At 66.2% G+C, this 25,111-nt stretch carries 21 protein-coding genes; 6 read left to right on the plus strand and 15 right to left on the minus strand.

Features of this window, described 5'->3' with window-relative positions:
* The first annotated feature begins 104 nt into the window (after positions 1-104).
* A complete protein-coding gene (locus G372_RS0111220; protein ID WP_019623917.1) occupies positions 105-1,817 on the plus strand; it encodes an asparagine synthetase B family protein in 1,713 nt (570 codons plus the stop codon).
* On the opposite strand, the gene G372_RS0111225 is transcribed toward G372_RS0111220, so the two are convergent.
* The 14 genes from G372_RS0111225 to G372_RS0111290 all read right to left on the minus strand — a co-directional run bounded on the left by G372_RS0111225 (position 1,811) and on the right by G372_RS0111290 (position 19,721).
* Complete coding sequence (locus G372_RS0111225) at positions 1,811-3,157, minus strand: phenylacetate--CoA ligase family protein (protein ID WP_019623918.1); 1,347 nt, start codon at positions 3,155-3,157, stop codon at positions 1,811-1,813. The genes G372_RS0111220 and G372_RS0111225 overlap by 7 nt on opposite strands.
* A 2-nt stretch (positions 3,158-3,159) precedes the next feature.
* A complete protein-coding gene (locus G372_RS0111230; protein ID WP_019623919.1) occupies positions 3,160-4,395 on the minus strand; it encodes a glycosyltransferase in 1,236 nt (411 codons plus the stop codon).
* Positions 4,385-5,602 (minus strand): TIGR04063 family PEP-CTERM/XrtA system glycosyltransferase, encoded by a 1,218-nt coding sequence (locus G372_RS0111235; RefSeq protein ID WP_019623920.1) that lies wholly within the window; start codon positions 5,600-5,602, stop codon positions 4,385-4,387. Before G372_RS0111235 ends, G372_RS0111230 begins: the two co-directional genes overlap by 11 nt.
* Positions 5,599-6,546: a class I SAM-dependent methyltransferase gene (locus tag G372_RS0111240; RefSeq protein ID WP_018863398.1), complete on the minus strand. Its 948-nt coding sequence runs from the start codon at positions 6,544-6,546 to the stop codon at positions 5,599-5,601. Before G372_RS0111240 ends, G372_RS0111235 begins: the two co-directional genes overlap by 4 nt.
* A gap of 2 nt (positions 6,547-6,548) precedes the next feature.
* Positions 6,549-8,486, minus strand: a complete 1,938-nt coding sequence (locus G372_RS0111245; protein ID WP_026340347.1) for an XrtA/PEP-CTERM system amidotransferase — start codon at positions 8,484-8,486, stop codon at positions 6,549-6,551.
* 1 nt (position 8,487) lies between these two features.
* The gene (locus tag G372_RS0111250) at positions 8,488-9,726 is read right to left on the minus strand and encodes a TIGR03088 family PEP-CTERM/XrtA system glycosyltransferase (protein WP_019623922.1); all 1,239 of its coding nucleotides are present in this window, start codon (positions 9,724-9,726) and stop codon (positions 8,488-8,490) included.
* Positions 9,723-11,267 carry an exosortase A gene (gene xrtA / locus G372_RS0111255; RefSeq protein WP_019623923.1) on the minus strand — a complete coding sequence of 515 codons (1,545 nt, stop codon included), beginning with the start codon at positions 11,265-11,267 and terminating at the stop codon, positions 9,723-9,725. The genes G372_RS0111250 and xrtA overlap by 4 nt, the downstream gene beginning before the upstream one ends.
* A complete protein-coding gene (locus G372_RS0111260) occupies positions 11,264-12,505 on the minus strand; it encodes a TIGR03087 family PEP-CTERM/XrtA system glycosyltransferase (RefSeq protein ID WP_019623924.1) in 1,242 nt (413 codons plus the stop codon). The genes xrtA and G372_RS0111260 overlap by 4 nt, the downstream gene beginning before the upstream one ends.
* 54 nt (positions 12,506-12,559) lie before the next feature.
* Entirely contained in the window at positions 12,560-13,630 is a 1,071-nt protein-coding gene (locus G372_RS0111265; RefSeq protein ID WP_026340348.1) for a FemAB family XrtA/PEP-CTERM system-associated protein, read from the minus strand.
* Positions 13,614-14,531, minus strand: coding sequence for an XrtA system polysaccharide deacetylase (locus G372_RS0111270; RefSeq protein WP_019623926.1), 918 nt, complete (start codon positions 14,529-14,531; stop codon positions 13,614-13,616). Before G372_RS0111270 ends, G372_RS0111265 begins: the two co-directional genes overlap by 17 nt.
* A gap of 17 nt (positions 14,532-14,548) precedes the next feature.
* Positions 14,549-15,610 (minus strand): XrtA/PEP-CTERM system-associated ATPase, encoded by a 1,062-nt coding sequence (locus G372_RS0111275; RefSeq protein ID WP_019623927.1) that lies wholly within the window; start codon positions 15,608-15,610, stop codon positions 14,549-14,551.
* A gap of 2 nt (positions 15,611-15,612) precedes the next feature.
* Entirely contained in the window at positions 15,613-17,109 is a 1,497-nt protein-coding gene (locus G372_RS0111280; protein ID WP_019623928.1) for a TIGR03016 family PEP-CTERM system-associated outer membrane protein, read from the minus strand.
* Between the two features lie 62 nt (positions 17,110-17,171).
* Positions 17,172-18,059 (minus strand): XrtA-associated tyrosine autokinase, encoded by an 888-nt coding sequence (locus tag G372_RS0111285; RefSeq protein ID WP_018863407.1) that lies wholly within the window; start codon positions 18,057-18,059, stop codon positions 17,172-17,174.
* Between the two features lie 108 nt (positions 18,060-18,167).
* Positions 18,168-19,721, minus strand: a complete 1,554-nt coding sequence (locus G372_RS0111290) for an XrtA system polysaccharide chain length determinant (RefSeq protein ID WP_019623929.1) — start codon at positions 19,719-19,721, stop codon at positions 18,168-18,170.
* 352 nt (positions 19,722-20,073) lie between these two features.
* On the opposite strand from G372_RS0111290, the gene G372_RS0111295 reads away from it, so the two are divergent.
* From G372_RS0111295 to G372_RS0111310, 4 genes are read left to right on the plus strand one after another with little or no spacing between them, the layout of a single operon-like run.
* Positions 20,074-20,670 carry a PilZ domain-containing protein gene (locus G372_RS0111295; protein WP_019623930.1) on the plus strand — a complete coding sequence of 199 codons (597 nt, stop codon included), beginning with the start codon at positions 20,074-20,076 and terminating at the stop codon, positions 20,668-20,670.
* A 37-nt stretch (positions 20,671-20,707) separates the two neighbouring features.
* Positions 20,708-21,526, plus strand: coding sequence for an acyl-homoserine-lactone synthase (locus G372_RS0111300; protein WP_026340349.1), 819 nt, complete (start codon positions 20,708-20,710; stop codon positions 21,524-21,526).
* Positions 21,516-22,292 carry a PEP-CTERM/exosortase system-associated acyltransferase gene (locus G372_RS0111305; protein ID WP_019623932.1) on the plus strand — a complete coding sequence of 259 codons (777 nt, stop codon included), beginning with the start codon at positions 21,516-21,518 and terminating at the stop codon, positions 22,290-22,292. Before G372_RS0111300 ends, G372_RS0111305 begins: the two co-directional genes overlap by 11 nt.
* Entirely contained in the window at positions 22,292-23,167 is an 876-nt protein-coding gene (locus G372_RS0111310) for a ThiF family adenylyltransferase (RefSeq protein WP_019623933.1), read from the plus strand. Before G372_RS0111305 ends, G372_RS0111310 begins: the two co-directional genes overlap by 1 nt.
* A gap of 125 nt (positions 23,168-23,292) precedes the next feature.
* Here the strand turns inward: G372_RS0111310 and pepA are convergent, their stop codons facing one another.
* Positions 23,293-24,126: a flocculation-associated PEP-CTERM protein PepA gene (gene pepA, locus G372_RS0111315; protein ID WP_018863413.1), complete on the minus strand. Its 834-nt coding sequence runs from the start codon at positions 24,124-24,126 to the stop codon at positions 23,293-23,295.
* 225 nt (positions 24,127-24,351) lie between these two features.
* Here pepA and G372_RS0111320 point away from each other — a divergent pair, with 225 nt between their 5' ends.
* On the plus strand, positions 24,352-25,062 hold the full coding sequence (locus G372_RS0111320; RefSeq protein WP_019623935.1) for a class I SAM-dependent methyltransferase: 711 nt from the start codon (positions 24,352-24,354) through the stop codon (positions 25,060-25,062).
* The last annotated feature ends 49 nt before the right edge of the window (positions 25,063-25,111 follow it).

A 25,111-nucleotide genomic window follows, 5' to 3' on the forward strand; every position in this document is an offset into this window, starting at 1 on the left:
GCGATATTCTCGGCCTGCAGAAGGCGGGGCTCCCTTCGGTCCCGGGTGAGTCCAGCGCGCGTTGCGATGGCCCCCGGGGCGGGTGTCTGGTCCAGGGCGGCTGGGTGGCCCAGGCCCCGGACGGGCTGATCGCAGGCATCACCGGCCACCCTCGGTGGCGGGAACGCGGTCTGCAGCGTCTGGCGCTGGAGCAGTCGCCCGCACATGCCTTGCTGGACGCCTACCGGCGCTTTGGCGAGGCCCTGTTCAGCCAGGTGGCGGGGGCGTTCGCGCTGGCGATCCTGGATCCTCAGAGGGCGCGTCTCCTGGCAGGCGTGGACCGCATGGGGCAGATTCCGTTGCATTGGGCGGTCGTGCCTGACGGGGTGGTCTTCGGGACGGCGGCAGGCAGTGTGGTTCGCTATCCCGGCCTGATGCGCGAGCCCACCCCGGCGGGGCTTTATCACTACTTCTTCTTCCACATGCTGCCGGCTCCGGTCAGTGTGTTCGCCGGTGTCGAGAAGCTGCGTGCCGCGCATTGCCTGGACCGCCAGGCGGACACGATCCGCGTGAAGTCATACTGGGTCCCGCATTTTCGCGAGTCGCGCCTGGGGGATGCCGCCGAGATGGGGACGGCCCTGCGTGATCAGCTGCGCAGCGCCGTCAAACATCATCGGGAGACACCGAGGCCGGGGGCCTTTCTCAGTGGAGGACTGGACAGCTCGACCGTGGCCGGGCTCCTGGCCGAGACGACCCCCGAGCCGCCGCCGACCTTCAGCATCGGTTTCGATGCCCCGGGTTACGACGAGATGGAGTACGCCCGCATCGCGGCCCGGCACTTTGCGACCCAGGCGAACGAGTACTACGTGACGCCGGACGACGTCGTTGCCGCCGTCCCCCTGATTGCCGGCAGTTACGACGAGCCCTTTGGCAACTCCTCGGCGCTGCCTGCCTATTTCTGTGCACGCATGGCGGCACAGGCGGGCGTGACACGGATGCTGGCCGGCGATGGTGGCGACGAGCTGTTTGCCGGCAACGCACGCTATGCCAAGCAGGGCCTGTTCGAGCACTGGCAGCGCCTGCCGCGCCCCTTGCGCCAGGGCATGCTGGAACCCCTGGCGACCCGCATCCCGAAGGGGGCCGGCTGGTTGAGCAAGGCGCGCCGCTACGTGGAGCAGGCGCGCATCCCGCTGCCCGATCGGCTGCAGACCTACAACTACCTGTACCACCTCTCGCCCACGGCGATGTTCGAGCCCGACTTTCTCTCGGCGGTGGATACCCAGGCCCCGTGGGACTTGATGCGCGAGATCCACGACCAGCCGGCGCACGCCTCGTCGCTGAACCGCATGATGTACCTGGACTGGCAGCAGACCCTGGCCGACAACGACCTGCGCAAGGTGACCCGCATGTGCGAGCTGGCCGGCGTGGATGTCGTCTTTCCGATGCTGGACGACGACGTGGTGGAGTTCTCCCTGGGTATCCCGTCCGACCAGAAACTGCGCGGGCAGCGGCTGCGCCACTTCTACAAGGAGGCGATGCAGGGTTTCCTGCCCGACGCCATCATCGACAAGAAGAAGCATGGCTTTGGCCTGCCCTTCGGGGTGTGGATGCACGACCATGCGCCGCTGCGCGAACTGGCCTATGACAGCCTGCTGCGGCTCAAGGGGCAGGGCTTTCTGCGGCCGCAGTTCATCGACGAGCTCATTTCGCTGCACCGCGACGGACACGCGGCCTACTACGGTGACATGGTGTGGGTGCTGATGATGCTGGATCTCTGGCTGCACGCGCCGTCGAGCGAGATGCCGGCCGAAGCGCGCGCCCAGGCGGGCGGTTACTGAACTCTACAGACCACGTGCCGGTGCTTGCCTCCGGCTTCCGGGGCAATCGCCTCGACCTGACGGATCTCCACTGTCAGGGGTTCCCCCAGGGCCTGCGCGAAGGCGCGCCGCAGGCCTTGCTCTACGGCCTCGGCCAGTGTCTCGTCGAGGACCAGCAACAGCTCGACCCGGTCCGGCGCGTGCTGGATGATCTTGTACGAGCGCAGGCCCGCGATCTCGCGCAGGCAGTAGTTGAAATGACTGCCGTGCACCCAGCGGCCATCGAGCGCGATCAGGCCGTCGTTGGCCCGCCCCTCGATCTCCCGTAGCAGCGGCAGGCCGCGCCCGCAGGGGCAGGGTGCCGGGTCCAGCGCGCCACGATCACCGGTGCGGTAGCGGATGAAGGGATACTCCGGACCCATCAGGTTGGTGACCACGATCTGTCCGGTCTCGCCGGCCGGAAGCGTTCGCCCGGCATCGTCCAGGATCTCGACGATCAGCGCCTCGGCCGTCAGGTGCAGCCCGCCATGCGGGCATTCGCGTGCGATCAGGCCGGCATCCCGGCCGCCATACTCGTTCGCGACCCCACAGCCCAGTACGTCGGTGATGATCGCCCGCCATTCCGGGCGCAGGACCTCCGACGTGGTGAAGGCCACCCGAATGCCCCGATCGTCCAGGCGTCGGCCCTGTTCCCGCGCGTGCGCGCAGACCCGTGCCAGCACGGAGGGATAGCCGAAGATCATGCGCGGGCGGAACTCGCGAATCTGGTCAATGATGGCATCGACCCGTGCCCGGTCGAGGTCGCGGGCCGGGACCAGGCGCGAGCGCAGCACGCGGTCGCGCCAGGACCGCAGGCGATTCTGCGCGTCGGTCTCGTTCGGTGCGCCCCACAGGACCAGCTCGCGGTCGCCAATGTCGACGCCCCACCAGCGGGTCGCGCGCCACTTGGCGGCGATGTCCATCGCAATGCGTTCGCGCCCCAGCCAGAAGGCCAGCGGTTCGCCGGTCGAACCGCTGGTACGTTGCGCGACCAGGTGCTGTGCCCCCTCGGCCCGCCACTCGTGGCCTGCCTGGCGCAGAACGTTCTTGTCGATGACCGGCAGGCGCTCAAGATCCGCAAGGCTCGTCAGCGCGCGGGATGACCAGCCCTGGTCGGCGAACCACTGGCGATAGAACGGAATCTGTTGTGCCACGCGCTCGAGCAGGGCCTGCAAGCGGGCCAGCTGCAGGTTCTCCAGTGCCTCGGGTTCCCACCACTGGGTCGCCTCCAGCGCCTTGCGCAGGCGCACCGTCGAGTGCCCCTTCAACCGCTCGTGCACGGGAAACGCGCCATGCGCGACCAGTGAGGTGTACAGCCCCATCTTCAGGCGCGCCGTGACAGGCGATGTCCGACGGGCCCGGCGATCGTCTCGAAGGCCGCGACCAGTTCCGGGATCCGCACCCGCCAGTCATTCGCCCGCGCATGGGCCAGGATCGCCTTGCGGTCCCATTCGCGACCCAGGGCCTCGTGGATCGCTGCGCGCAGTGCGTCATGGTCCCCATAGGGGACGATCAGCCCCACCTGCTCCGAGGCGACGACCTCGGCGTTGCCTCCCACATCCGTGGTGACGATGGGCAGCCCGCAGGCCGAGGCCTCCAGGAATACATTCGCCCAGCCTTCAAAACGCGTGGCGAGCACGAACAAGTCCCCCGCGGAGTACACAAACCGCAGCTCGTCGGGTGGGACGGGCCCGAGGAACCACACCCGGTCCTGCAGCCCCAGTGACTGGACCTGCTGGCGCAGCTCGGCCTCGTTGTTGCCCTCGGGGGTGCCGCCTCCGGCAATCACCAGGTGCAGATCCGGGTGCTGTTGCAGTAGTTCCGGCAGGGTCGCGATCACGCGGTGGAAGCCCTTGCGCTCGGACAGCCCCCCGACGGAGATCAGGAACCGCCCCTCGGCGGGCAGGCCCAGGCGCTGCCGGGCCTCGGCCCGGTCCTCCGGCTTGAAGCGGTCGAGATCGGCCCCGTTTCCCACGACCTGCACATGATCAGGCTCGATGCCCCAGTCCAGCGCCTCGTCCCGCAGCGCCCCGGCCACCGAGAACACCCGCGCCGCATCCTCCAGCGCCCGGCGAATCTGCGCCCGGTGCAGCGGCCGGTCGCGGAAACGGTTCAGGCTGCCGCGCAGGGTGATGGTGTAGGGGTGGTGCAGCCAGCGTGACAGCCAGCGCGCGGCGACCCCGTCGGGGTAAATGAAATGGGCATCGATCACGTCGAAGCCGAACTCGCGCTGCAGCCGACGCATCAGGCGCAGACTGCCGAGCGCCTGAAAGAAGCCGTCGGTCCACTTGAACAGGCCCGGGATACACAGGAAACGGGGGTGGTAGACGCGAATCGAACCCTGCCTCTCGAAGGCCGGCAGCGGCGGTCGGGCGTGCGGGCGCAGGCGTCCCAGCCAGTGCTGGAACGGGAACCAGGGCGCCGGGGCGACGACGACCAGATCGAGATGCTCGGCGACACGGCGCATGCGCTCGCGCACGAACAGTCCCAGATTGGGTTGCGCCGCGTTCGGGTACACGCGCGTGAAGACCACCAGACGTGGGCGCCCATCATCCGGCACGCAGCACCTCCGGCCGGGCCCGCAGCCCGTCGTAGACCGACTGGTAGCGCGCGACACTCGCCGCCCAGGTGCGCTCCTGTTCCACGAAACGCCGTCCGTTCTCCCGCACCCGTGGCCAGTGTTCCGGGTGCTCGAGCGTCTCCAGCACCCGGGCGGCCAGGGCCTCGGGGTTGTCGGCCGGGAACAGCCAGCCGGTCTCGCCATCCCGGATCAGTTCCCGGTGGCCGCCCACGTCCGATGCCACCAGCAGGCGCCCCTGGGCCATCGCCTCCAGTGGCTTCAGCGGCGTGACCAGCTCGGTCAGGCGCATCGAATGGCGCGGATACACGAGCAGATCGACCAGGTCGTAGTAGCGCTGCACCTGGTGATGCGGGACGCGCCCGGTGAAGATGACGCGGTCCTGGATACCGAGGCGTTCGGCCTGGGCCTTCAGGCGCTCGGCTTGCGGCCCGCCCCCGACCAGCAGGATGCGCACGTCGGGCGCTCGGGCTTGGATAAGCGGACAGGCCTCGAGCAGGGTATCCAGCCCCTCGTAGGCATAAAAGGATCCGAGAAAGCCGAGCACACGGGCATCACCAAGACCCAGTTCGGCCTTCAGGGCGGGATCGGGCTGGCCGCCCAGGTGGAAGTCGTCCGCGTCCACCGCATTGGGGATTACGGTGACCTGCTCGGCCGGGATGCCGCGCGCGATGATGTCGCGGCGCAGCCCCTCGCAGATGGTCGTGACATGTCCCACGCGCTTCAGGGCATAGGTCTCCAGCTCCCGCGTCAGGCGGTAGCGCAGGCCATGTTCGCGGGCGGTGCCATGGTCGACCGCGGCGTCCTCCCAGAATGCCCGTACCTCGTAGACCACCGGGATGCCCAGCCGGCGACCGGCACGCAGGGCCGGCAGGGCATTCAGCGCGGGCGAGTGCGCATGGATGATGTCGGGCGCGACCTGGCAGGCGACGCGGGTCAGCCGCTGGGTCAGTGCCTGCATCAACCCCCATTGTTCGACCCCCGGGATCGCGCTCGGGTTGTAGGCCGTGCGATAGAAATGCAGGCCGTCAATCGTCTCCTCGTCCGCCTGGGCCACCATGTGCTTGGGGCTGGTCAGGTGAAAGGTCCGCCAGCCCCTGCGGCGCTGTTCGCGCAGGATGGCCGCGGTGCGAAAGGTATACCCGCTGTGCAGCGGGATGGAGTGGTCGAGGACATGGAGGATCTTCATGCCGCAGCCCTCGCTTCACCGCCCGGCGCCGGTCGGGTCACCACGAGCCAGAAGCCCAGGCAGCGCAGCGTGTCCGCGTCGAGTCCGCGAAACGGCGCGGCCAGATAAGGGGCCACTGCGGCCACATCCTCGTCCAGCGCCTCGGCCGTGGATTCGATATGCCGTATCACCAGCCCTGCGTTCTTGATTGCCTGCTGGTAGCGGTCCAGGCGCCAGCGGTTCGGTACGCCCTTGCCGGCATACATCCACTGCCACAGGGCGTCCGGCCAGGTGAGAAAATCGAGCGGGTTTTCACGGTGCAGGCCGTGGCTCTTGAGATCCACCTGGTGTACCGCCAGTGCCCCCGGTTTCAGGGCCGTCGCCATGTCACGAAAGGTCGCGTCGAGGTCGTTGACGTGTTCCAGCACCGCGCGCGAATAGATCAGGTCGACCTCGGCGTTCAGGCCCGCCAGCCCATCCCGGGTCACGCGGTATTCCAGCCGCTCGCTGCGAAACCCCGAGGCCGGGTCCCCGGGGCGCACGAAGCACGCCGCCGCCCGTGCATGGGCCTCGGGATCCAGGTTGTCCAGCAGGCACTGCAGGACCTCCAGCTGGAAGGGGCTGCGCTGCGACAGCGCAAAGCGGTCGACACAGGTTACCCGGGCCGCGCCATGGGCCAGCATCAGCAGGGCCACGCCGGGCACGTCGCCGGGCCCGTACTCCAGCAGGTGTTTGTCGCGAAGCGCGTCCTCGATCGCCTCGGGCGGGACCGCCAGCTGATCGAAGTAGTCGAAGAAACAGGTGGTGAAGTACTGCGCCACGGATTCCGCCGTCTCCGCGCCGCGGCCACGCCCGGTCTCGTGGGTCAGGCGCACATAGAGCCCCGGGGCCCCCCGGGCCAGGAGGTTGCTGAGGATGGCGCGGGTGGCACGCGTGGCATCGGCAACGGGGTGGCGTCCGTACATGGCTAGGCCCCGGGTACGGCGCAGCCGCTGAGCGGGCTGGTCGGTTGCACCTTGTCCAGAAAGGTCTGGAACATCACGAGCGACCACAGCGCCGCGCTGTGGTCGCGCGCGCCACGGCCGTGTTCGTCGACCAGCCGCTTGAGGGCACGCTCGTCGAACAGTCCGGAATCACGCATCTGCTCGCCCAGCACTCGCTCGTGCATCGCCTCGCGCAGTGGCCCCCGGAACCAGTTGGCCAGTGGCACGGCGAAGCCCCGCTTGCGCCGGTAGAGAATCGAGTGGGGCAGGTAGGGCTCCATTGCCTTCTTCAGGACCGCCTTGCCTTCGCCGTCGCGCAGCTTGAGTTCCGGCGCGAGTGTGGAGGCCCACTCCACCAGCGGGTGATCCAGCAGCGGCACGCGGACCTCCAGCGAGTGCGCCATGCTGGCGCGGTCGACCTTGGTCAGGATGTCTCCGGGGAGGTAGGTCTTCAGATCCAGGTACTGCACCAGCGAGAGGGGGTCGTCGGTCGGGGCCCGCCCGGCATGGGCACGCAGCACCTCCACCGCCCCGTAGCCCTGCAGCTCGCGCCGGAATGCGGGCGAGAACAGCGTGTCCCGCTGCTCGTCGCGCAGCACCGACACGCCCTGGAAGTAGCCCTCGACCGCATCCCGCGCCAGCGCCTGGAAGGTCGCCCGGGCGCGCAGCGGGCGTGGCGCCCAGTCCGCCTTGGGATAGACCTGGGCCAGGCTGCCGAACAGGACCCGCCGCAGGCCCAGGGGCAGCGGGTTGCGCAGGCGCTCCTCGGCCAGGTGGTGCCGATACCGGCGGTAGCCCGCCAGGTTTTCGTCGCCCCCGTCACCGGACAGCGCGACTACGACCTGGCGGCGGGCCTGCTCGCAGACGCGGTAGGTCGGCAGGGCCGAGCTGTCCGCAAAGGGCTCGTCATAGAGCTCGCCCAGGCGTTCCAGCAGGGCAAAGTCATCGGGATCGACCTCGCGGTTGTGATGGTCCGTCGCGTAACGCTCGGCGACTTCCCGGGCATAGTGCGACTCGTCAAATGCGGGGTCGGCAAAGCCGATGGAGCAGGTGCGCACGGGCTCGGTGGAGAGCCCGGCCATCATTGCCACCACGGCGCTGGAATCCACGCCCCCCGACAGGAAGGCGCCCAGCGGCACCTCGGCGACCATGCGGATGCGTACGGCCTCGCGCAGGCGTTCGGTCAGCTCCTCGGCGGCCTCGGGCATGTCGATGGGGGTGGGTGCCGTCGTCGCAAAGGGGACATCCCAGTACGCGCGCGGGATGGCAGCGGAGCGCTGGTTGCGCCGCACGGTCAGCGTATGTGCCGGTGGCAGCTTGTGGACGCCGGCCAGAATGCTGCGCGGTTCGGGCACATAGCCATAGGCGAAGTATTCCTCCACCGCGCAGGGGTCGAGCTCGCGGGGCTGTCCTGGGTGGGCCAGCAAGGCCTTGAGTTCGGAGCCGAAGATCAGCTGACCATCCGGCAGCACGCTGTAGTAAAGCGGCTTGATGCCCAGGCGGTCGCGGGCCAGAAACAGGGTCTGGGTGTGACGATCCCAGAGGGCGAAGGCGAACATCCCGCGAAAGCGCTGGACGCAGTCCTCGCCCCATTCCTCCCAGGCATGCACGATGACTTCCGTATCGCAGTGGGTGAGAAAGCGATGGCCTGCCCGCTGGAGTTCGCGGGTCAGCTCCGGGAAGTTGTAGATCTCGCCGTTGTAGGTGACGACGACGCTCCCGTCCTCGTTGAACAGCGGCTGCTGGCCGCTGGCGAGATCAATGATGGACAGGCGCCGGTGTGCCAGCCCGATTCCCGGTTCCAGGTGGATGCCGCCTTCGTCCGGGCCCCGGTGGAACTGGGTTGCGTTCATGCCTTCCAGACAGGCGCGATCAATCGGCCGCCGTCCGTGCATGTCGAAAATTCCAGCGATACCGCACATGTCAGTGTCCCGTCGTCCCGTGTTGCCGCCGGCGGTGCCTCGCCCGCATCGAGGAGGGCCGGGCGTTGGCCTTGTCCAGCAGGGTGTCGTAAACCCCAAGGTAGCCCTCCACCATGGCGTCCATGCTGAACTCCGCCTCGGCCCGGGCGCGGGCAGCCTGTCCCGTGCGCTTGCGGGCATCAGGATTGGCGAGACAGTCGCCGATGGCCCCGGCGAGGGCGTCGGGCGTTCCGGCTGGCACGAGGGTCCCGGTTTGCCCCGGGGCAACCAGGTCCGGATTGCCGCCGACCTCGGTGGCGATTACGGGCAGCCCGGAGGCCATGGCCTCGAGAATGGTGTTGCAGATGCCTTCGGCGAGTGACGGGAGGACAAAGAGGTCCATGGCGCGCAGGCAGCCCGCGACGTCCTCGCGGGCGCCGGGCAGCCATGTTTGTGCCGCCACCCCGGCGGCCTTCAGACGCTCCACGGCGTGTTCCCTCAAGGGCCCGTCACCCACAATCACCAGGCGAAGGCGGTGGAAGGGAACCGGAGCGCGTTCGCGCAGGGCAATGAACGCCTCCACGAGATCCAGCGGTGCCTTCACCGCCTGCATCCGCATCACGCTCCCGATCACGATGTCCTCCGGCCCGGCAAAGTCCGAGGGCCAGGGCCCGGTGCGGACGCCTTCGCGCGGGTGGAAGTGCCGGGTGTCCACCCCGTTACAGATGTGCGTCAACCGCTCGGGGCCGACGCCAACCCTCTGTTGCAGATAGTCCACCTGGTGTTGCGACAAGGCGATATAGCGGCCGACCAGGGGGCGCACCAGCCGCCGCATGTAACGATGCTTGTCGCGGGAGCCATCCAGATCCGCGACATCCCAGCCATGCTCGCCATGTACCCGGGTACGCACGCCGGCGAGGGTGGCGGTAATCTGCGCCTCCAGCGTCGCGAGATTGCGGGTGTGGACGATCGCGGGGCGCAGTTCGCGCAACAGCCGCCACAGGCGCCGGTGCACGCCGAGATCCTTGCCTTCGCGCTTTTGCAGAGCATGCAGGCCGACATCGTCCCTTTGCAGGCGTTCGCTGAACCGCGTGTAGTCCGTCATGCAGATGATCGCGTGCCGGTAGCGCTCGGCGGGCATATGGTTGAGCAGATTGACCAGCCCGTTCTCCATGCCGCCGACGTCCAGGCGGTGGATGACGTGGGCCACGCAGGGCCGCGGGTCGACGGTCTCCGGTCGATAAGCTGCGCGGGCGTTCATCGCTGGTTCACGTCCTGCAGGCGTTCGAGCAGCTGCGGCATGGCGTCCTCCACATAGGCCCGCATCGCGTCCTCGGCCTCCTGCGGGTCATCGCGGTACTCGGCATAGATCACGATCAGTGCCGCATCGTCGCGCCCGCCCAGTAGTCGGCTCGTGGCCTCGCGGGCCTTGACCTCGAAGGGCCGGGTGGTGAGCCGCCCATTTGCCCAGTACCACTGCCACGCCACCAGTTGCTGCTGGCGGCCGCGCAGCAGGACCCGTCGCGGATCTGGATAGCCCGCCACCTCGGCATGGCCGCGGCGGGCCTGACTCCATTCCGCCCGTTCCCGGCCTGCCAGCGTGTTGTGCCAGCCAAGCATGTTTCCGTGGCGTGCCTGTTCGCGGTAGAAGCCCAGGTGCATGCCGACCTTCGCCTGTCCCTCGTTCACGACCCAGCCGCCGCGCTCGGCGCGCATGAACTGGTAGCCGGGTTGCCAGGCGGGCCGTTCCCGAGCGGGCACGGCTGTCCAGCCGGAAGGCACGACCGGCCCGGTTCCGAGTCCCTGCACCGCACCGAGATCCCGGGTATGCGTCCAGTGGGCATATACCGGCCCCAGGGTGACCACCAGTGCGGCGATGACTGCCATATGAGCAAAGCTCGCGGCCCCCGTCTGCGGGGCCTGCGCCGGGGCGCGGCGCACGGCTTTCGATGCCGCGCCATCCTCGCGCCAGAAGGCACCGATCCAGAACATCAGGAAGATCACGACCCCAAAGAAGACCCACCCGTAGATCAGGTGATCAACACCCACGGCATACTCCATGCCGCTCAGATGACCCACCATCACGATCATGTAGGCGCGCAGGCCATTGGCGATGATCGGCACGATGATCGCGACACCGACAAAGGCCAGACGTCGCCAGAGGCTGCGATACATCAGATAGGCGTACAGCGTCCCCAGGGCGACGGACGCAATCAGATAGCGCACGCCGCTGCAGGCCTCGACCACGGACCAGCGTCCGGTGGGCAGCTCGAAGTACAAGCCCTCGCGATAGATCGGAACCCCGGACAGCTGTACCGCCGCGACGGTGAAATTCGCGGTGAAGTCCATCAACGGCGGTACGAGGAACTCGCCAAACGGGACGGCAAACAGCAGGTAGGCCAGTGGAAGCTGCAGCACGCGCACCACCGCGGTACCCATCACCAGCCACACCAGGAAGGGGATCATCAGGGTCGCGGCGAACTGGCGCACCGAGGTGACATCCACCAGCTCCCCCATGACCCAGGCAAGCCCCAGCAGCAGGATGGGAGCCAACGCCAGGGGGGTGGGTCGAGGCGATACGGCCGCCAGCTCGGCACGCTTGAGATAGACCAGAAACAGGACGATCGGCACGATCAGGAACCCGTGCGCGAAGGTGTCCGAACGTGCCCAGGTATCTACCATCGAGAGGAAGGTGGGCGCGAACACGATCAGCACAATGGCCAACAGAGCGGCCAGTGCCAGCACGGGTGCCCACCACCGCTGCACCCGCGGCTGGGACATCACGGTGGCCGGCGTGTTCATGCATCCCCCCGGGATGCGATCGCCTCGCCCTCGGGCGCCAGTCCGCTCTCGAGATAGTCGTGCAGGCGGGCGAGATTGCGGCCCCAGTCGTAGTCCGTAGTGATGCGCCGGCGGGCGCTGGCCGCCATCTCGGGTTCGGGTTGTTCCAGGCACCGAAGGACCGCGCGGGCGAACACCTCGGGGTCGGTCTCGGCCTCGATCACCTCGTCATTGCGCGCTGCGGTGATCCCCTCGAGCGCCTGCGGGGAGGCCACGACGGGGCGCGCGAGCGCCATGGCCTCGAGCACCTTGTTCTGGACTCCGCGCGCGATCCGCAGGGGCGCCACCGATACCGCGGCCGACCCGACCCAGGGGCGCATGTCCTCCACTGGCCCGACGACCTCGACGCCGGGCTGGCGCTCCAGTTCACGGACATCCGGCGAAGGTCGGCAACCGACAATATAGAAGCGCACATCCGGACATTCGCGTCGGATCCGGGGCAGGACGGACTCCGCGAACCAGACCACCGCCTCCACGTTCGGCCAGTAGTCCATGGCGCCGCTGAACACGATTGGCCGGACGTGATCCGGGTAAGGGCCTTTCTTCGGGAGCTTTTGCGGATCGAAGTACGCCGCATCCACGCCGTTATTCAGTGCGTGCACCCGATCGGCGCTTTCCGGCGCCAGGGCCCGAAACGCGGTGGCCTCGTCCGGTGACACGAACAGGCTGGCCTCGCTGCGCGCCGCGACCTGCCGTTCATAGCGCAACAGCTGGCGTCCTTCGCGGCGGTAGATCGCGCTCATCGGCCAGGCCTTGCTGGCGGCGTATTGCGTCCACTTGTCGGAGTCGACATCGACGAAATCCACCACTCGGGGCAGATTGGCCCGGTGTGGGAGGTATTGCGCCATCGCCGAGGAGAAGACCAGCGCGCGCGTGATGTCCTGCTGTTCCAGTACCTGATCCACCCAGCGTTGCAGCGCCGCATCGCGGTACCAGGGCAGAGTCAGCGGTTCCTGTGTCAGCAGGCCGCGCAGGGCCCGCCATTTTGCACGTCCCGGCGAGAGCGGGCGCACGCAGACGCTCTCGCAGCAGCGTTCCAGCTCTTCTACATAGACCGCGTCGTCCGGGTCATCGATAAAGGTGCCCAGGTGAACCCGGTAACGCTGTGCCAGATAGCGCAGGATATGGTGCGACCGAATCTTGTCGCCCTTGTTGGGCGGCCACGGGATTCGATGGGTCAGATAAAGAATGGCGTCCATTTCATGTCCACCCGCTGCTACGGTCGAAATCCAGGCATCCGAACACCCCGTCCCCTAACCCAGGCTGCGGGACAGCCAGGGTCCCACCCGGTTGGCCACCGACAACGGAAGCCGTTGCCACGCGTGGATGAAATAGCGGTACCTGGGATTGAGCGGGTTGATATCGGGCATGTGCCGGGCACGCACCAGGTCGTACTCGTAGTACAGGGGCTGTGGTTCGAACCCCCAGTTCTTCTTGAAGCTGAACGACCCGGTATCGCGCTTGCTGCGGCCAAAGTCGAAGGTGCGCAGGCCCGCCTCGCAGGCGCGCCGCATCACCTCCCAGTACATAAAGTCATACCCGGCCACCTCGCGGGCCCGCGGTGTACCGCCGCCGTAGTAGGGCAGGACCTGATCGCGGAAATAGAAGGTGAGCACGCTGGCCACAGGCGTCCCCGCGTCGGTGACCGTCAGGATCCGGCAGTCGTTGCCGAACACGGTGCGCAGGAGGCGGAAGTAGCGCCGGCTGAACACGGGCGTCCCCATGCGGTGCACGTTGGCCGCATAGATGGGGTAGAACCGATCGGTGTCGCGGTCGATCTCGCTGACCAGGCCGGCCTGGATGCCCTTGCGCACCATGCGCCGCTGCTTGCGCGGGATCGCCTGCAGGTTCTCTTCGACCTCCTTCGCCATCGCCTTGCGGAAGGTCGCATACAGGTGCTTGGTGGGCCGCCCCGGGTGATAGGGCGCCATGTGGCGGTACTCGAGATAGTCCACCCTGTATTGCCGTGCCAGCTCCCGGGCCCGGTTGTCGAGGGCTACGAAGGCCTCTTCGGTGCGTGCGGCGATGCCGCCGTACACGCAGAACGGCAGCGAGACCAGGGAATGGCCGAACAGGACGCTGCGCACGCGCGCCAGGGGCAGGACCCCCTCGATCCCATTCGGCCCCTCGGCAAACAGGAAATGCGTCGAGTGCCCGAAGGCCCGCTCGATCACCGTCTGCCAGCCTGCCCGGTGGAAGAACGTCGCCACCGGGCAGGCCTCGACGAAGGCATCCCAGCGCGCGACATCGGCAGGGCCGAGTTCCTGGACCCGCAATGCGGATGCGTGCGCCGCCGTGGGTCGTTGGTCAGTGGACTTGAGCATGGCCTGGTGCTGTCGTTGAGGGCGACACCGGCGACCGCGCCGGGCTCGCGAGGAGGTGGCCAAAGACCTCGTCCATGCGGCCCCAGCGGAAATCCTGCAGCAACCGCTGCAGCCGGCCTTCGGTACGTCCCAGGTTCAGGTAATGGCGAAACCGCGTTCTGGCGCTCACCCCGGGGATACGCGGTTGGCCCGGATCGATCTCCCAGGGGTGGAAATAGAACACCCCGGGCAGCCCGTCCCGAGTGTTGATCCTCCGCAGTGCCTGACGGGAAAAGGCATACGGCAACAACCGAAAGTAGCCGCCACCGGCGGCCGGCAGATTGCGTCCGGCGACGCGCAGGGTGGCCGGGGGCAGTTCCAGTACCCCGCCGGGTCCGCGTGGCCGATGGGGGTGGCGCGGTGCGGTCGGTGTCCCGTAGTGGTCGTGCTGTACCGGGTAGATGCTCGAGCTGTAGGTGTGGCCGGTCTCGGCCAGCACGTCGAGCGCCCACAGGTTGTCCTCGCCGATCGAAAAGCTGGGGGCGCGGTAGCCGCGTACCGGGACCCCGGCGATGTCCTCCAGGATCGACTTGGCGCGGATGATGTCCGCGCGAAACGCCTGCGGCCCCAGCTCGGTGACCCGCTGGTGCCCGTACCCGTGGCTGGCCATTTCGTGTCCGGCGTCGACGATGCGGCGAATCGCCTGCGGGTAGCGCTCGGCAATCCAGCCGAGGGTGAAGAAGGTTGCGCGTACCTGGTGGTGATCGAACAGTGCGAGGATGCGTTCGAGGTTGTATTCCACGCGGCACTCCTGGCTCTCCCAGCAGTGTCTCGGGATGTGCGGCGCCAGGGCCGAGACCTGGAAGTAGTCTTCGACATCGACGGTCAGGGCGTTGGACAGGGTGGGTGGTTCGGATCGCATGGTGATTTTCCCGGGCGCTAGTGCCTGGCGAACTCCTTGTGGTCGAAGCCCGAAATCTTGTTCAGCGAGTCCAGGGCGTCGAGGATGCGCTGCGACTGCCGGTAGTTGATCGCCAGGGCGTGTTCGATCCTGTCCAGGCGTTTTTCCATCGCCTCGTAGCTGTCTTCCAGACGGACCAGGGTCAGCTCGTTGGCAACGGCGCGTTCGGGATCGAACACGCCATTGACGACGCCGTCGGGTTGCGGTGCGGGTGCCTCCTGCTGTGCGCCGAAGTCCTCCTCGATCTCGTCCATCACCCGGCGCGCCTCGTCGGCGTCGAGGTCATAGCGCTCCTCGAGATACCCCATCAGCAGCAGGCGGTCGCACAGGGTGTTGACCTTGCGCGGGATGCCGCCGGTGAACTCGTGGATTACGGGCCAGATATCGGTGGCAAAGTGTGGCGTTCCCTCCCAGCCGACGCGCGACAGGCGGTGTTCGACGTAGGCCTGGGTATCGCCCTCGTCCATCGGGCCGAGGTGATAGGTGGCGATCACCCGCTGGCGCAGCTGCTGCATGTTTTCGCTGCGCAGGATGTCGCGAAATTCGGGCTGCCCCAGCAGGAAGCTCTGCAGCAACGGCCCGTCAATGCCCTGAAAGTTGGACAGCATGCGCAGCTCTTCCACCGCATCCATGCCCAGGTTCTGTGCCTCGTCCACCACCAGCAGGGCTCGCTGTCCGCGTGAACGGGTGTCCAGCAGGAAACGCTCCATATGACGCAGCTGACTGGCCTTGTCATTGCCGGTCCCCTGCACACCGAAGGCCAGGCACACCGAGCGCAGCAGGTTCTCGGCATCGAGCTGGGTACTGACCAGCTGTGCCGCACGTACTGGTTTGGTGCCGAGCGTCTCGAACAGACTGCGTACCAGCGTCGTCTTGCCGGCCCCGACCTCGCCGGTGATGACGATGAAGCCCTCTTCCTGCTGCACGCCATATTCGAGGTAGGCCATGGCGCGCCGGTGGCCCTTGCTGGCGTAGAAGAATTTCGGATCCGGGCTCAGGGCGAATGGCTTGCCCTGCAGCCCGTAGAAGTTCTCGTACATGCTCAGAACTCCTTGGTGATCAGCGCGAGAATCGAGTTCTCTCGATACTCGTTGACCCGGCTGTTCGAATCCCGCTGCTGATAGCGATACGCCAGGCTGCCCCGCAGGTCCGGGGCGAACTGACGGTTCAGGCTGGCGCGGAAGTAGAAGAAGTCGTCTTCGCGGTCGCTGCCGAGAAACTCCGTGCGCGAGAGCCCAGAGCTCAGCTCTGTGGTGGTGCGTGGCCCCAGGGTCAGTTCCCAGAGCGCGATCACGCCGGTGCGTCGGTGGTTGTCCTCGAACAGCCCCGCACCGGTGTCGAACTCCGCCTCGCGCCGGGTCTGGTAGCCGGTCAGCCCGAATACGCTGCGCCCCGTGTCGTAGCGCCAGTTCGCGCGCACGCTGCGCGTCAGGTAGAACCCCTCGATCAGCGCTTCTTGAGATACCACCGCGCCCGGGACTGCATCGAACCACTGCTCCGGCGGGGTTTGGTCCAGCCACTCTTGGGGGCTCATGCCTTCCAGGGCAGCTCGTTCGGATACTCCAGCAGCCCATTCAGATAGATGAACGGCCTGGAACTCGCGACGATCACGCGTGGAGGTGATCCCCTCGCTGTAGCTGATGCCGTAGCTGGCGCGTCGGCTGCGGTGCGTCGCGCTGAGGGCTCGTGTTGTGCCGAAGAAGCGCTCGCCATAACGCGCCTCGACGGAGGTCACCGGTGTCGGGGTCCAGCCGACGCCAACCTCCCAGAAGCTGCCGTCGTTCTCGTCGCGCAGGGTTTCGTAGTCGTTGAACTCCTCGCCCACGACGCCGAACACGCGCAGGGTGCGGCCGATGTGGTACCCGAGGGTTGCGCTGATCTCGCTGAACTCGCCCTCCGGCCCGTCTTCGTACTTCAGCCGGTCGTAGAAGCCCGCCAGCTGCCAGAACACGCGATCAAAGGTCGGGCCGCTGTCCAGGGTGTATTCCGCGCGGTTGCCGGTGCTGCTGGCCCGGTTGCTGCGGTGGTAGTGCCGCTCGTCGTAGGTGTAGCGAATGTCCTGGCGGGCAAAGGTGCCAAACTCGTTCTGCAGGTTGGGCGACACGCTGTAATACGAGGTCTCCTCGATATTGCGGCGTGGCGTGCTGCCGCCAATGCCGACCGGGTCCAGCAGCGAGGTGGCCTGTTCCCGGCGCGACGCGGTCACGTCGACAAAGAACGTGTCTTCGATGACCTCTGTCTGGTTGCGGGCGCGCAGCATGTGAGTGGAGCGGTCCTCGCTCGACTCCGACAGGTGTCTGCGATGATTGAGCTGATAATCCACCCGGGTGTCATTGCGCGCACCGTCCCGGCGCAGGGTGAACCCGGGGCGTGCATGCCCGATCAGGTCCGCATCCTCCTGTCCCCGTGGGGACAGGCGGACGTTATCGGTTACCTCTGCACCCACGGTGACCCGTGGCGTGAAGTCCCACTCGGTGGCCAGGCCCGCGGTCGGCAGCGCCAACGAGCCACCGCTCAGTGCGGCCAGAATCCATGCCATTCGACCGTGCCGCGGCAGGACTGGCTTTGAGCACGCTGATTGTGTCCGTCCCTGGATGGCGCTCATTGCTCGTCTCCCCCGTATGGCCGTTCGTGGTAATAGCCACCTCCATAGCCCAGGCCCGATGCGGCGGGCGCGCGGTTGAGTGCAGTCAGGACCACCTCGCAGCCGGCAAGCTGCCCCATCGCATTCTCGACCGAGGTGGCCGGGGTGCGCTCGGCGTCAACCACCATCACGACCTGCCCCATTCCGGCGGCCAGGACGCCCGGCTCGCTGGTGGCCAGCAGTGGCGGGGAATCGAACAGGATGATGCGGTCCTGATACCGATCGTGGAGCTCGTCGAGCAGGGCCCGCATCCCGTCACTGGCCAGGACTTCGGTGGAGCGCCCATGCGGGCGTCCGGCGGGCAGCACGCTGAGGTTCTCGATGTTGGTCCGCAGCAGGACATCGGGGATGGTCAGGCTCGGGTCCGTGAGGACGTCCATCAAGCCGCGCTCGGCCTCGAATCCCAGGACCCTGGGGATCGTGGGATGGGCGACGTCGGCGTCCACCAGCAATACCGTGCGATCGATCTCCATTGCCATGCTGAGTGCCAGGTTGGTGGCCAGAAAGGTCTTGCCTTCGCGTGGCAATGCGCTGGTCAACATAATCAGGCGACCACGCGAAATCCTCATCTCCGAGTGGTGCCCGAAGGCGTTGTTCAAGAGCGGCCGCTTCATCATCCGAATCTCTTCGGCCAGGCTGGACCGCTGGTCGCCCGGCACGATCAGCCCCTGCCGTCGCAAGCGTGCGAAATCGATCCGAGCCGCCAGTGGATGGTCGTGTTGTGCGGACACCGGCGAGGCCGTGCCCGCCGTCTCCTGGCCCGGATGCCCGGACTGGGCTCCGGCGGGCGGGGGCCGCAAGGGTGCCGACCGGTTCTTGTCGAGGGCTTTTTCAATGATGCTCATGTGCGTCTGGCTCCCCTTGCCGTGCGCCGGTCCACAGGACCCGCGCCTCCATGGAACAAATGCATCCCGCTTCCCCGACGCGCGACGTCGGGCTGGTGCCGTAGTCGCTCATCGCAGCAGGCTCAACAGGTCATCGAGAACACCGGCGGACCCCGTGAGATAAAGGGTCATCACCACGGCATACACCAGCAGCAGTGTCGCCAGGGCGATCGCGAAGGCCGACAGCTCCAGCCGGCGGCGGCGCCGTGTCAGAGGGGTGTGTACAGCCGATATCGTGCCCAGCACAGGGCGTCCGGCGATCTCCGCGAGTTGCCGTCGATTGCTGATCGTCCGCCGCAGCTGCGAAAGCAGGAAGGCGAAGCCCGTACCCGCTCCCAGTCCGACCAGCAGGATGCCGGTGGTCATAAGCGGGCGATCGGGTGCCGAGGGCGCGGTCGGGCGGCGCGGCGGCTCCAGGACGCGGAAGTCGACCGAGTCGGTTTCCGATTCCACTGCCCCTGACATGATCGCCTGCTCGCGCCGGTTCTGGAGCTGGCGATAGGAATCGCGCAGCACATCGTAGTTGCGCGTCAGGGCGGTCAGTTCCGACTCTACCGCCGGGGCCCGGTCGACATCCTGTTCCAGCCGGGCGACCCGCGCCTTGAATTCCTCGATGCGGGTCTCCAGCATCGCGATCTCGCTCTCGGTGTCGGTGATCGCGGCCTGCAAGGTGTCGCTGCCCCCGCCCGCGATGGGTACGATCGACGGATTGCGCGCATAGTCGGCGGCCTCGCGCGAACGGCGTTCCTCCAGTTCGGACAGGATGCGCCGTGCGGCGACCACATCCGGGTGATCGTCGGTGTATCGATGCCGCATGGAATCGATGTTTTCCTGCAGGTCGTTAATCCGCCGGTCCAGCTCCGGGTTGCGGTACTGCGCCCTCACCGTGCCTCCGCCCGTTCGGCTTTCCTCGGCGTGGCGCTGCAGGGTGGCCAGACGGCTGCGGGCCTCGCGCAGCTGCAGTTCTGTCTGGGCCACCTGTTCGCGGGCGCGTTCCAGGCGCGAGTAGAAGTTGCCGTCACCGCTGATGAAGCGTGCATTCTGCCGCTTGAAATCCTCGATCTCGGCTTCCTTGCTTTGCAGCTGACGTTCGTAGGTCTCGATCTGACGCTCGATGAATCGCTGCGAGACGCTCAGATCCAGGCGCGAGTCGCCCAGCCCGCGTTCCATGAACAGGTTTACCGTCTCGCGGACCACGCGCTCGGCGATCTCGGGATTGCTGTGTCGAAACTGCACGGTGTAGATGTTCTCGCGCCGCTCGCTGTCCAGAGACAACCGGCTGCGCAGCAGGTTGACCTGCGTGTCGAGGTCGGACCCCCCCATGTACACGTCCAGATCGCTTTGCCGGGCGATCGTTTCCAGGTTGTCGCGGCTGAGCAGGGTGCGGGTGACCATCCGCAATCGCTCTTCTGTGTCCGGACGAACCGTCATCCCGCGAAGCAGGGGGTTCAGAACGGACTGGGTGTTCACGAAGACCTGGGCATTGGCCTGATACGTATCCGGCAGGCTCTGGATGTAGGCCCATCCGCCCAGGAACACAATCCAGGCGACCGGCAGAATCCACCAGCGCCGGCGCCAGGTGGCCCGCGCCCGCTGAACAAAATCCTGAACAATCTTTTCCATGCCTTGCGGTCCCCCTGTTGCACCCATTGACGCTCAATTGGCACCTGCTGGGTTTTCAAACGGAGTAATAATTGACCGGGAAAAGGGATCCCCGGAAAGCCATCTGATGGCTTGCCTGGACCCCTCCCGGGAGATGCCTAGGGCTATTGAAGATGGTTTGTTTCGCCGTGTCTACCTATGTCGAGAATGTTTACACCTCGAAAGATTTCGTTACTTATTTTTCTAATAAATTTTCGCAGCCTTATAACGGATCAGGGGTTTACGTTAACTGGTACACAGTTTGCTGGGGTTTGTTCGATTAGGCTCGAAAACCGGCCGGGGGGCGGATCGGCTGGTTGGGAGGGATTCTCAAATGCACGACGATCTGGGCCAGAAGAGCCTCGCGCAAAACCTGGCGGAGTTCTGGCATCCCGCCATGCTCCGGCGGAGCTGGAGCGAACGACTCGACTTGATGAGCGACATCTACCGTCAGCTGCACCGGTTTAGTGCGAGTGACCAGGAATACGAGAGGTGGGCCGGTCAGCTGGTTGCGGCTGTCATTGAACGACTGGGGGAACCCCCGATCACGGACCCTCACCAGGCGGACCTCTATGCCTGTTCGCCGGACCCGCGGCACTGGTCTGCCGCCTTTGCCTGGCGATACGGCGGGCAGAAGTCCTCTGGCAGGCCCGACCAGCGTTGCTGGCCGCGGTACGCAGTCAACCTGTTGACCGAGATCGGCATACGGGAGGAGTGGCGCAAGTGCCGCCTGATCGACCTGTCGAGAGGTGGCGCGCGGATTGCGCTGATCGGGCAGCACCCGTATCTGCCCCCCGAGACCACCTTGCAACTGGTCCTTCCGACCGCCGGGACCTTCGATTCCGTTGTGGTATCCGATCGCCGGGTGGGCCTGGGTCTTCGTTTTCTGAGGCGCAATCCCTCGGGGCAACGCATCAACACAACGGCCTGAAACGGTGCCCCGGCCGAACCCCTTTCTGAAACGTGCAATGGAGGACGAACTCTTGTCTACGCATGCTGACGTTGAGCCTGGATACCCAGGACCGGATCACTGTGCCCCGGGCGCGGCTCTCCCGTCCTATCAGGTTTACCTCGCCACGGGCGCGCGGGCGCGTCACATTCACTATCGCATGCGCTATGCGGTGTACTGCCTGGAAACCGGCTTCGAAGCAGCCGAGCATTACCCGGAAGGCTTTGAACGCGATCTCTATGACGAGCACGCCGCTCATTTTCTGGTGCGTCTGGGAGGGCTTTACGCCGGAGGGCGCTGGGTGGGCGCCATGCGTCTGATCCGGCCGGATCAGACACCCCTCCCCACGATCGCCACCGGGCAGTTGTTTCCGGGTGCCTTTGCCAGGGCGCGGGACGAGCCGCCGCGAGTGCTGGAGGTCTCCCGTCTGATTGCCCGCGGCGCCCCGGAGCGTGGCTCGCCGCGCCTGCTGTATCACCTTTGTCAGGCTGCCCAGGCCTACGCCCAGAATCATGGCTATGAGTTCCTGCTGTTCATGATTCGGCCGGCGCTGGCGCGCCTGCTTCAGCGCCACCACATCCCCATCGAGTTGTGTGGGGAGGCCTGCGAACATCGGGGGTTGAGGCTGCCGTTTCGGGCGCCCACCGCCGAATCGGGCGCGGCCCTGTCCGCCTGGCGCCGTCGCCTGGGGCTGGGCGAGACGCCCGTTCGTGCCCCCTACGTGGAGTTTGCCGGGAATCCGCCCTTTCCTTACCGCACGAAACTCGGCTACAAGCCTTGCTGGCGCAGGCGTTCGTATCAGGCCCCGGGGGCTTTGGAAGTGCCCTGTGCAGGATGACCCGCTCATCTCCGCCTTCTGCCGCTACTTTGACCTGATCAGGCCAAATGAAGAGCAGATGGAGGCCGTTTATCGGCTACGCTATGAGGTCTACTGCCGCGAGTTCAAGTATGAATCCGGGGACAGCTGCCTTGGCGAGCGCGAGGTCGACGAGTATGACGCGCAGGCCACTCACTGCCTGCTGCAGCATGTGGTTAGCGGCACCAGTGCGGGCTGTGTACGAGTGGTGCATGTCGATGGCCGCCAGAAGATCCACGAACTACCGATGGAACGCCACTGCGAGAACTGTTTCTACGAGACGGACTATCGTCCGGACCGAATCGAGCGAGACCAGATTTGCGAGGTTTCCCGGCTGGCGGTCAATGGGCTGTTCCGTCGGCGCCTGGGCGAGTCGGTAACCCCCTTCGGGGACCTCCACCTGCTGAATGTACCGCTGGAGCAGGCGCGCACCTTCCCCTTGCTGGCGTTGAGCCTGTTCATGAGCGCGGTGGCGATGATGGAGATCCAGGGCCGGTCGCATGCCTTTGCGATGATGGAACCGTCGCTGGCGCGCATCCTGCGTCGCCATGGCCTGAAGGTGAAGCAGATCGGCACGCTGCAGAATTATCATGGCCGGCGCGCGCCGTTTCATATCAGTCTGCTTACGGCCCTGGCCGGGATTCACCGTTCACCATCGCTGAGCCAGTTGTATGCGCACTCCTATAGCAATCTCTCCGACTCTCACCCCTCCGACTCGCTCTGGGACGCTGTTGCCCGCGCGGCCTGATGCCTGAGTTCGACTATCACGCGGCGTTCCGGCGCACCCACGGCTGGATGACCTGGCCGGAGATGGAACGCCTGCGCGGCGCGCGCGTGGCGATCGCCGGTCTTGGCGGCGTTGGTGGGAGCCACCTGCTGACGCTCGCCCGTCTCGGGGTCGGGCGCTTTCATATCGCGGATTTCGATTGCTTCGAGCTGCACAACATGAACCGCCAGGCAGGGGCGGGCATGTCCCGTCTGGGCAGGCCCAAGGTCGAGGTCCTGCGCGAGATGGCCCTGGACATCAATCCGGAACTGGAGATCACCACATTCCCGGAGGGCGTGTATCAGCAGAATCTCGATGTCTTTCTGCAGGGCGTGGATCTCTATGTCGACGGGCTCGACTTCTTCGTGTTTCAGGTGCGCCGCGAGGTCTTTGCCGCGTGTGCGGAGCGCGGGATTCCGGCGATTACCGTGGCCCCGCTCGGTATGGGGGCGGCCTTGCTCAATTTCCGCCCGGGCGGGCTGTCGTTCGATGGCTACTTCGACCTGCGGGACGGGCTTTCCGACGAGGAACTCGCGCTGCGGTTCATGATGGGCCTGGCCCCCTCGATGATGCAGATGGGATACCTCGCAGACCCCGAGGCCGTCGACCTGGCGGCCCAGCATGGTCCGTCCACGGTGATGGCCTGCGAGCTGTGTGCGGGGGTCATGGGCACCGAGGCCCTGAAGATCCTGCTGGGGCGCGGGCGTGTCGTCTGGGCCCCGCACGGAGTCCACTTCGATGCCTACCGCCAGCGTCTCGTCCGCACCTGGCGCCCCGGCGGCAATCGCAACCCCCTGCAACGCCTGCTCCTGGCGATCGGCCGCCGCCGGATGGCGCGCCTTCGGGCGCAGGTCTAGAAAGCCTTTATCCAGTCGTTTTCGTTGCAGTATGCGCCCGGACAAAAAAACCCCTCGTCCGAAGACGAGGGGCCGGGACAGGTCTTCCGCCCAGGGGGGAGCAGAAGGCCCAACCACAAGGGCTGCTAGGCGTCGAGACCGGTCTCGCGGCGGCGGCGCATGGCGATAAAGCCGAGCATCACCAGTCCAGTTCCCAGCAGAAGCAGCATCGCGGGTTCGGGTACTTCTGCTTCGGACCACCGAGAGTCGGCCGAGCCGACGACCTCAAAGGTGGTGCGCTCGTCGACTTCCTCGAATCCCTCGATGAAGTCGAACTGACCCGTCACGCGGACGTTCATGTAGAACGGATCCGGATCGGTAAAGAACTGCCGGCCTTCGTCCGTGAGCATCCATTCGTTGAACAGCAGCGCAAAGCTGCCGATGTCGTCCGCACCCGGTTCGAAGCGACCATCGCCGCGGTCGAACATGTCGGACCAGCCGACGAGGATGTCGTCGTCCGTGCCGCCCAGGGCGACACCATCGGCCGCATCGCCCGTGTTGAACCCGAAGGTGGTATCCAGATTCGGGTCCAGATAGAGCGCGATCGAGCCACTTGTGCCGGTGAACTGGCCCGCGTCCGCATCGTAGGTCCCTGAGGACTCGAATACCGCGTAGAGCCCGTAGAACAGATCGGCATCGTCCCCGCTGGAGCCCAGTCTGTTGCTTACCGACGTGCCTCCGAGGAAGTACTGACCCACGTTCCAGTAGGCCGACGCGTCGAACGAGCCGTCGGCATCGAGGGTCAGCAGCTCTTCGTACCCGCCGGTAATACGGTCGACCTGCTGCTCGCCTACCGCAATCGTAGACAGCTCGAGCTGCGAGTCATCGATAGTAAAGACGCCGGCGTGTGCGGTGCCCGCAAGCCCGAGACTGGCAACTGCCAGTACCGCACCCAGCGCTGTTTGCTTGAACCTTTCCATGTTGAAATCCTCCACCAGTTAGCATCAATTTGATTTGAATAACGGTTGCTTCCACTTCACTTGCTGGTCGTCCTTTCCTGCACGAGAAGTAAAGCAGGCTGCGTGCCATGGGCGGCAAGTGTCTGTAGATAGGGCGGTTTTTGTTTTTTTGATTGCCCCGCGCCGGGAGCGATGTAAAAAAATCGGACGCCGGGAAAAACGGCCCCTGATTTGAGGAGACGTCTCATGTCCAAACGTGCCAAGACCCGCGACGAGATCGCCGAGGCCTACAAGTCGCCACCGTGGTGGTACGACGCGCGGGGGTTTTTCATCCTCACCTTTGCCTACAACAGCACGCTGGGCGGGCAGATCCGGTTTTTTGGCCGCAACATGGGGGCCCGGCACCTGGAGATCGGCTGCGGTACGGGGACGCTGCTGGAGATGACGATCAAGTGGCGTCGCCGGCGCAAGCTGCCGGAGAGCGAGGTGGTCGGTGTGGATTACGCCGAGTCCATGCTGGCCGGGGCCCGCCATCGCTTCGCAAAGGACCAGAGCGTGACTGTCAAACATGCCGACGCCGCGGAGTTGCCGTTCGCTGATGGCGAGTTCGATACGGCCAACATCGCCAACTCGGTGCACTGCTTTCCGGATGTGGACGGTGCCATCCACGAGGCGTTTCGGGTGCTCAAGCCCGGGGGTACCCTGGCCGCGAACGTACTGCTGTATCCGCGCACGCCGCAGCCGCTCAAGGCCATCGCCGAGCGGATCAACCGCTGGGGGATGCGCAAGGGCATCCTGCATACACCGTACGAGGCCCGGGACATCCTGGGCCGGTTTACTCAGGCGGGATTCCTGGTAGTGGATTCCTCGATCTCGGGCAATTGCTACAACCTCCTGCTGCAAAGGCCGGAGGCCTCCCAAGGCCCTGTGGAGGCGGCCTCATCGTCGTCCGGGTGAACGGGCAGCCTGGGCTGACCCGGCCCGACCTGGCCGCAGGTTGGCTGTC

Source organism: Thioalkalivibrio thiocyanoxidans ARh2, assembly GCF_000385215.1.
Lineage (GTDB): Bacteria > Pseudomonadota > Gammaproteobacteria > Ectothiorhodospirales > Ectothiorhodospiraceae > Thioalkalivibrio > Thioalkalivibrio thiocyanoxidans.